This is a genomic window from Actinomadura logoneensis (genome assembly GCF_003428695.1).
GTDB lineage: Bacteria > Actinomycetota > Actinomycetes > Streptosporangiales > Streptosporangiaceae > Spirillospora > Spirillospora logoneensis.
This window is the reverse complement of the sequence record NZ_QURH01000932.1, coordinates 1-7,659: the sequence shown is the minus strand read 5'-3', so window position 1 is coordinate 7,659 and position 7,659 is coordinate 1. Positions and strand designations below refer to the sequence as shown.

9 protein-coding genes and 1 pseudogene are annotated in these 7,659 nt (G+C 74.7%); 3 read left to right on the top strand and 7 right to left on the bottom strand.

From position 1 onward, the window contains the following. The coding region (locus tag DZF91_RS31485; protein ID WP_199487024.1) for a sodium:calcium antiporter at window positions 1–784 on the top strand (784 nt) is incomplete at its 5' end. 91 nt (window positions 785–875) lie between these two features. Here the strand turns inward: DZF91_RS31485 and DZF91_RS31480 are convergent. Beyond that, on the bottom strand, window positions 876–1,535 hold the full coding sequence (locus tag DZF91_RS31480; protein WP_117360706.1) for an ABC transporter ATP-binding protein: 660 nt from the start codon (window positions 1,533–1,535) through the stop codon (window positions 876–878). After that, window positions 1,532–2,659, bottom strand: coding sequence for an ABC transporter permease (locus DZF91_RS31475; protein ID WP_235834699.1), 1,128 nt, complete (start codon window positions 2,657–2,659; stop codon window positions 1,532–1,534). The genes DZF91_RS31480 and DZF91_RS31475 overlap by 4 nt, the downstream gene beginning before the upstream one ends. A gap of 156 nt (window positions 2,660–2,815) precedes the next feature. On the opposite strand from DZF91_RS31475, the gene DZF91_RS31470 reads away from it, so the two are divergent. Beyond that, window positions 2,816–3,412 (top strand): TetR/AcrR family transcriptional regulator, encoded by a 597-nt coding sequence (locus tag DZF91_RS31470; RefSeq protein ID WP_117360704.1) that lies wholly within the window; start codon window positions 2,816–2,818, stop codon window positions 3,410–3,412. Between the two features lie 287 nt (window positions 3,413–3,699). Here the strand turns inward: DZF91_RS31470 and DZF91_RS31465 are convergent, their stop codons facing one another. The 4 genes from DZF91_RS31465 to DZF91_RS31450 all read right to left on the bottom strand — a co-directional run bounded on the left by DZF91_RS31465 (window position 3,700) and on the right by DZF91_RS31450 (window position 6,508). Next, window positions 3,700–4,308: a response regulator transcription factor gene (locus tag DZF91_RS31465; RefSeq protein ID WP_117360703.1), complete on the bottom strand. Its 609-nt coding sequence runs from the start codon at window positions 4,306–4,308 to the stop codon at window positions 3,700–3,702. Then, window positions 4,305–5,447: a sensor histidine kinase gene (locus tag DZF91_RS31460; protein WP_117360702.1), complete on the bottom strand. Its 1,143-nt coding sequence runs from the start codon at window positions 5,445–5,447 to the stop codon at window positions 4,305–4,307. Before DZF91_RS31460 ends, DZF91_RS31465 begins: the two co-directional genes overlap by 4 nt. Window positions 5,448–5,495: 48 nt before the next feature. Next, complete coding sequence (locus tag DZF91_RS31455; RefSeq protein WP_117360701.1) at window positions 5,496–5,921, bottom strand: hypothetical protein; 426 nt, start codon at window positions 5,919–5,921, stop codon at window positions 5,496–5,498. A gap of 110 nt (window positions 5,922–6,031) precedes the next feature. Continuing rightward, entirely contained in the window at window positions 6,032–6,508 is a 477-nt protein-coding gene (locus tag DZF91_RS31450; RefSeq protein ID WP_117360700.1) for a DUF6194 family protein, read from the bottom strand. A 62-nt stretch (window positions 6,509–6,570) separates the two neighbouring features. On the opposite strand from DZF91_RS31450, the gene DZF91_RS31445 reads away from it, so the two are divergent. Further along, on the top strand, window positions 6,571–7,365 hold the full coding sequence (locus DZF91_RS31445; RefSeq protein ID WP_117360699.1) for a MerR family transcriptional regulator: 795 nt from the start codon (window positions 6,571–6,573) through the stop codon (window positions 7,363–7,365). Here the strand turns inward: DZF91_RS31445 and DZF91_RS42380 are convergent. Then, window positions 7,353–7,659: pseudogene (locus tag DZF91_RS42380) on the bottom strand (hypothetical protein); the annotation flags it as partial. The gene DZF91_RS31445 and the pseudogene DZF91_RS42380 overlap by 13 nt on opposite strands.

Below are 7,659 nucleotides of genomic sequence, written 5' to 3'. Positions count from 1 at the left end.
GGGCGCCGGCGGGTCGTCGGCGCCCTCCGGCGCGGCGGGCGACCGGACGGCATCCTCCGGCGCGGCGGGCGACCGCGGGGCGGGCGCCTCGGAGGTCCTGACCGACCCCGCCGAGGCCGCCCGCCTGGCCAAGGACCAGCGCTGGTTCCTGGCGGTGTTCGTGTTCAAGGTCGCCCTCGGCCTGGTCGCCTTCGCGGTCAAGCCCTGGCTCGGCGTGCTGTTCTTCGCCGTCTACGCCGTCTACTTCTGGCGCGAGATGAGCGGCGGCGACGAGGACCGCGGCGACGGCGCGGAGATCGACCTCGAACCGCTGAAGCTGCAGCCGCGCCGGCCGGTCCCGGCGGGCTGGGCGATCGCGGTCCAGACCCTCGCCACGCTCACCGTGATCTTCTTCGCGTCCCAGCTGTTCGTCCACCAGCTCGACGCGATCGGCCCCATGCTCGGACTGCCCGCCGCCGTGACCGCGCTGCTGCTGTCCCCGGTCGCCACCGAGCTGCCCGAGATCATGAACGCGGTGATCTGGGTCCGCCAGGGCAAGACCAGTCTCGCGCTGGCCAACATCTCCGGCGCGATGATGATCCAGGCGACCGTCCCGTCCGGGCTCGGCCTGCTGTTCACGCCCTGGAAGTTCGACCACGCGCTGATCTGGTCGGGCGCGATGACCATGGTCGCGATCGTCTACCTGCTCGCGACCCTGCGCTCCCACCGGCTGACGCCCGTCCGCCTGGCCCTGACCGGCGTCCTCTACCTGGTCTTCGCCGCGGGCCTGGTCGTCATCCTCTGACCTCGCGCGGCGGCGCCGTCCCCTCCCGCGTAAGGACGGAAGGGGACGCGCCTGTGCCGGGCCGCGGCGTCAGCCACGGTGGGCAGGGTTTCTAGGCCGCGCTGTCCAGGTCGATGACGGCGTCGGCGGACGCCACGACGGCCGGGTCGTGGGTCGCGACGACGGTGACGCAGGCGTGGGCCCGCGTCCGGTCGCCGATCAGCCCGGCGATCGCGTCGGCCTGGGAGCGGTCCACGGCGGCGGTCGGCTCGTCCACCAGCAGCAGCCCCGGGGTGAGGAACAGGGCGCGGGCCAGGGCGACGCGCTGCCGCTCGCCGCCGGACAGCTGGTCGGGACGGTGCCGCAGGCGGTCGCCCAGCCCGAGCTCCTCCAGGGCGGCGACGGCCCGGGCCCGGTGCCGCCGGGTGCCCGCGCCCGCGACGTGGGTCGCGGCCAGCAGCTGCTCGGTCGCCGTCAGCGCCCCGAGCAGGTTGCCCGTCTGGAACATGTAGCCGATCCGCTCGCGGCGGAAGCGGGCGCGTTCGCCGTCGCCCAGCCGCGCGATGTCGGTGCCGTCCAGGTCGACGGCGCCCGAGTCGGGCCGCAGCAGGGCCCCCGCCACCGCGAGCAGCGTGGACTTGCCGGAGCCGGACGGCCCGACCAGGGCGGTGACCTTCCCGGCGGGGAACGTCGCGGTGAAGTCGCGCAGGACGGCGGTGCGGGTGCGGCCGTGACCGCGGGTGACGGTGACGCCGGACAGGGACAGGCTCATCGGGCGGCTCCGAGCATGGTGAGAGGGTCGGGGGTGGTGACGCGCCGGAGCGTCAGGCAGGTGCCCGCCAGGCCGACGAGCGCGACGGCGGCGAGCGTGCCGGCGAGCGTCCCGGCGGGCAGGCTGAACGGCACGGCCGCGCCGAGCAGCAGCCCCGTCGCCAGGGCGAGCGCGCCGCCGGCGACGGTCCCGGCGGCGACGACCAGCGCCGCCTGCAGGACCGTGTACGACAGCAGGCGGCGGCGGGACGCGCCGATCGCGCGCAGCAGTGCCAGCTCGGGCGCGCGCTGGACGGTCCAGACCGCGAAGAACGCGCCCACGATCAGCGGCGCGATCAGGTACAGGAACACCTGGATCGACGTCATCGTCACGCGCTCGCCCTTGTAGCCGGGGGCGGCCTCCAGCACCTTGGACATGGGCAGCGACAGCGTGCCCAGCGCGCGGTCGGCGCCTGCCAGATCGGCGCCGGGCCGAGCCCGCAGCGCCACGCCCGACACGTCCTGCGGCAGCCGGTCGGGCGCGGTCGCCGCGCCGGGGACCCCGAACCGGATCGCACGCCAGGCGTCCAGGGGCAGGTACACGGCCGGGACGTGGCCGTAGGACAGGTCGTCGGTGACTCCCGTGACCGGCAGCTTCAGGCCCAGCCGGTCGACGGTGACGGTGTCGCCGACGCGCACGCCGTCGGAGGCGAGCTTCCCGGAGACCACCAGGCCCGGACGGGCGGCGTCCAGCCCGGTGCCGCGGCGGACCGGGGGAGCGGGGAACGTCCCGGGCTCCACCCCGAACGCGGCCATGTCGATCTCCAGGCCGCGGTCGGTCGTCCCGCGGGCGATGGTGACGCCGAGCGGCGCGGCCTCGACGCCGGGACGCTCCCGCCAGCGGGCCACCGTGGACGCGTCCACGAGGCTGCGGTTGAACTGGTCGGACTTCGCGCCGGGCGCGAACGCGACGTGGGTCGCGGGGAGCGCGCGCAGCGCCGAGACGGTGTCGTTCCCCAGCCCGGTGGTGAAGCCGGACACGATCCCGACCAGGGCCGCGACCAGCATCACCACCAGGCCCATCAAGAGGAAGCGGCCACGTGCCGCGCGGATTTCGCGCAGGGCGAGGAACAACGGAACCCCCAACTTAGAGACGCTGTGTCGCTAACCTATCGGATAGCGACAGTGTGTCCGCAAACCGGCGGTCTCGCCGGCGGCTCCCCACCGACGAACCTCCCCGGCCACCCGCCGACCGCGTTTGCCGACGACCTCGGTCACCAGGGCGGCGACTACCATGAGGGCGTGCCGAAGATCTCCGCCGCCACGGTCGCCGACCACCGGGAGCAGCAGCGCCGGGCGCTGGTCCAGGCGGCGCGCGAGCTGCTGGGGGAGGGCGGCGACGCCGACCGGGTGACCTTCGGCGCGGTCGCCGAGCGGGCGGGCCTGGCCCGCAACAGCGTCTACCGCTACTTCCCCGACAGCGCCGCGCTGTTCGCCGCGGTCGTCGCCGACGCCACCCCGCGCTGGACGGCCCACATCGCGGCCCGCATGGCCGCCGCGGACACCCCCGCCGACAGGATCGCCGCGCACGCGCTGGCCCAGCTGGAACTCGTCCGCGACGGCGAGCACCGCATCGCCCGCGCCCTGGCCGCCGGACGCGACCGCGCCGCCCTCCGCCACGACGCCGCCGAGGCCCACCGGGAGATCCTCGAACCGCTCGTCTCGGCGCTGGCCGAACTCGGCGACGACGACCCCGAGCAGACCGCCGCCCTCCTCCAGGGCCTGGTCAACGCCGCGACCGTCGCCCTGGAGAGCGGCGCCGACCACACCGCCCTCAGCGAGCGGACCCAGAACCTGATCCGCGCATCCCTCGCCGCGATCACCCCCGGCGCGCGATAGCCCGGGCGGGCGGCGGCGAAGCGCTCACCCGTGGGCGACGGAGAGCTCGTTGAAGCCCGGATTCGCCGGATGGAAGCGGAGGGAGAAGGTCTCGCCGACGCGGGGCGCCATATTCGGCCAGAAGGGGATCACGGCGGCGAAGGGCCGACCGCCGCGCGGATGGACGCCCGTGACGGTGACATGGCAGACGGACCTGCGGAAACGCGCTTCGCCTACGGCCGTGGCCGACTCGGGACGGCCGGGGCGGAGTGGCCGAGTGGCAGGGTGGCGGAAGACCGTCCGCGGGGTCAGAGCCAGCCTCGGTCGTCGGCGATGCGCAGGGCCTCCATCCGGTTCCGCGCGCCGGTCTTGGCGATCGCCGCCGACAGGTAGTTGCGGACGGTCCCCTCCGACAGGAACAACCTGCGCGCGACCTCCGCGACGGACGCGCCCGAACGCGAGGCGTTCAGCACGTCCCGCTCGCGGGCGGTCAGCGGGGACGCGCCCGCCGCGAGCGTCGCGGCGGCCAGCGCCGGGTCCACGACCCGCTCGCCGCGCGCCACCCGCCGGATCGCGTCCGCGAGCGCTTCGGCGGGGGCGTCCTTCACCACGAAGCCGACGGCGCCCGCCTCCATGGCCCGGCGCAGGTAGCCGGCGCGGCCGAACGTGGTGAGGATGACGACCCGGCAGCCGGGGACGCGCTGGGTGAGGACCGCGGCGGCGGCGAGGCCGTCCAGTCCGGGCATCTCGACGTCCAGCAGCGCCACGTCCGGACGCTCCCGCTCCGCCGCCGCGACGACCTGGTCCCCGCGCCCGACCTGCGCGACGACCGTGAAGTCGTCCTCGAGGTCGAGCAGCGCGGCGAGCGCCGTGCGGATGAGTTCCTGGTCGTCGGCGAGCAGCAGCCGGATCGTCATGACGCCGCGTCCGGCCGGACGGTCCCGCCGACGGCGACCCGCAGGCGCCAGCCGCGCGCGCCCGCCGGTCCGGACTCCACCTCGCCGCCCGCCGCCTCCACCCGTTCGCGCAGGCCGGTCAGCCCGTTGCCCGGACGCGCCGCGCCGCCGACCCCGTCGTCCACGATCTCCACCTCCGCCGCCGCCAGGGTGACCGTACAGCGGGTCGCGCGCGCGTGCCGCACCACGTTGGTCAGCCCCTCGCGGACGACCCAGCCGAACAGCTCCCGGTGGGCCGGGTCCACGACGTCCACGGCGGACGGCAGGTCCGCGGTGACGCCCGCCGCGCGCAGCAGCTCCCGTCCGTGCGCCAGCTCGCCCGGGAGCGTCACCTCGCGGTAGCCGGTCACCGCGGCGCGCACCTCGCCGAGCGCCTGCCGCGACAACCGCTCCACCTCGGCGATCTCCTCCGCGGCGCGGGCCGAGCCGCCCTCGGCCAGGCGGCGCGCCAGGGCGCTCTTGACCGTGATGGCGGTGAGGGAGTGCCCGAGCAGGTCGTGCAGGTCGCGCGCGATCCGGTTCCGCTCGGCCTCCGACGCCAGCCGCGCGACCTCGCCGCGCGCCTCCAGCAGCGCCCGGTTCGCGCGGGCGAGCTCGGCGTAGCCGCGCACGACCAGCACCGTGAACACCACCATCACCGACTCCAGGACGGCCGGTCCGGTGTGCCAGGGCCGCACCGCCCACGGCAGCAGCAGCGTCATCGCGACCGCCGCGGCCAGGATCGGCGGCAACCGCCGGGGCAGCAGCAGCGCCACCCACGAGACGATCACCGCGAGCAGGTAGAAGGCCATCGTGCGCGCGAACGGCAAGGCGGCCACGAAAACGGCGAACATCGCCGCCAGAAGGAACCAGAGACGGCCGCGGTGGTTCCGCACGAAAGCCACGCCGCCGAGTGCGTGGAGGCCGCAGAAGGCAAGGGCGAGAACATATCCGGTGAACGCCGCCGCGCCGCTCGAATACTGTGTCACGCCGATCATGCAGATGATCGGGTAGACGAACATTCCGGCGGAGAGGGTCGCGCGCCGCCAGCCGAGAGCCCAGCGAAGCGGATCGCCTTCCGGCGATCCGCTCTCCGCCACCGCGTCCAGGGCCTCTCCCATGGCCCGCACGCTAACACCACCGCCGGGCGGGGCCGGAGCCGCTTCCGGTCACTTGGCGAACCGGGCCCGCAGGCCGCGGCCGTTGGCGACCACGACCACCCCGAGCAGCAGCAGCCCGCAAACGGCCTGCTCGATCCGCATCCAGACCGGGAACATGCCCGGCAGCGAGACGATCACCACGATCGCGGCCAGCATCACCGCCGACAGGACGCGCAGCCGCCGGAACGCCCCCCGCGAGCCGCGCGCGGCGCGCAGCGTCAGCGCGAACAGGATGAGCGAGCTGGCGGCCACGATGCTGACGCGGATCCAGACCGGCTGCGTCACCGAGGAGGAATTGCGGTAAGCGACGAGCCCGGCGAAGGTGAGAACGCTGATGACGGCGTAGACGCCGACGAGGACCTTGATTCTGCGGAATGCCGCCGTGTGGTTCGGGTCGGCCATTTCATTCGCGAGTCCCGCTGCTTTGTTCGTCATGATTCAAGGGTGCTTCGGACGCCCGGAGCGTCCCAGTGAGTTCACCCATCACCCCTCCATGACATTTGTCATGGACGCCGCAGCGGCGGGACCGGTGGGCCGCGCCGGGACTAGCCGACCGCACCGGCGCGGCGCTCGTAGCGGTCGCGGGCGAGACCGTGTGCGAGGGAGAGCAGGTCACGGACCGTCCGCTCGGTGCGTCGGCCGGGGTTCACCACGGCGACCCACCCGGCGGTTCCGTAGACGGGATGGGCGACCAGGGTGTCGGGCGTGCCGGGATCGGCCTCGCCGGGCGCCGCGTCCTGGCGGGGCGCGCGTCCGATGAGCCGGACGAACTCGTCCCTGCCCACGGCGATGTTCACCCGGAAGGCGTCCGGACGGTCGAGACGGGACGCCTCGTCCCCGGGGTAGTCCTTGGTCACGATCGTCGCGAAGGGTTGCGTCGTCGCCGGGACGACGCCGTCGGGGGAGTAGTAGAAGAACGCGTCGCCCCACGCGAGTTCCGGACTGCCGTCTCCCGGAGCGGGACGGAGCGTCAGGACGCCGTCCAAGGCGTCCACGAAAGCGATGATGTCGTCCGTGGTCATGCCTTCAAGCGTTACATTGAAGTGCTTATGGAGGGTTGACCGCGGAAGGTGGAGGTGATGGCTTGGGAAGCCTCCACTCGTGGACGTTGCGGACCAGCGCCGTCGCCGACCGGGCGGGCTACTCGGTGCAGCAGATCCGCAACCTGGAACGGGACGGAGTCCTGCCGCCCGCCGCACGGACCGGTTCCGGATACCGGTGCTACGGCGACATCCACGTCCGGTCGGCGCTGGCCTATCGGGCCCTGGCCGCCGCGATCGGGCCGGTCGACGCCAAGGAGGTCGTCCGCGCCGCCCACCGACCCGCGCCGACCCGAATGCTCGCGCTGCTCGACGCCGCGCACGCCCGACTCCACGCCGAACGCGCCGCCCTGCGCGAGGCCGAGGCCGCCCTGCGCGCGATCTCCGGCGAGCCGATCACCGACGTCCGCGCCTCGGACGCGATGACCGTCTCCGAACTGGCCGCCGCCCTCGGCGTCCGCCCCTCCACCCTGCGCCACTGGGACGCCGAGCGGCTGGTCGTCCCCGACCGCGCGGCCCGCGTTCCCGAGCGCGCGGGCCGCGCTTCCGATCCCGCCCCGCCCCGTGACGCTGGAGCGCGCCGGTACAGTCCGTCCCAGGTGCGGGACGCGCGGATCGTCCAGCAACTGCGCGCGGCCGGGTACGGCATCGGTGCGATCCGTGCGCTGATGCCCGAGCTGCGCGGCGGTCACCGCCTGGCGGACGTCGCGTCCGCGCTGACGGCCCGGAACGCCGCCATCACGGCGCGATCGAAGGCGCTCCTGGACGCGTCCGCCGCCCTCCGCGCCATCCTCACCGGGCGAGCTTCAGCAGGCCGCGAGGAGACTCATTCGGGCTGAGGCGTCGCTTCCCGCGCGGTCTCCCGCTCGGTCTCCTGGCGTGCCGCGAGCTGCTCCTGCAGCGCCTGGGCGCGGACCTCCGCGGTGACGGCGCGTTCCCGCAGGCGGTCGGCGTCGGCGCGGGCGGCGTCCCGCTCCGCGGTGAGGGCCTGCATGCCCGCCTCCAGACGCAGCAGTTCGCGCCGCGCCTCGTCCGCGGCCTGCCGCTGCGCGGCGAGTTGACCGCGCGCCTCCTCGGCCGCCTGCTCCGCCCGGTCCGCCCGCGCGGACTCCGCCGCGGTCGCGCGCTCGGCC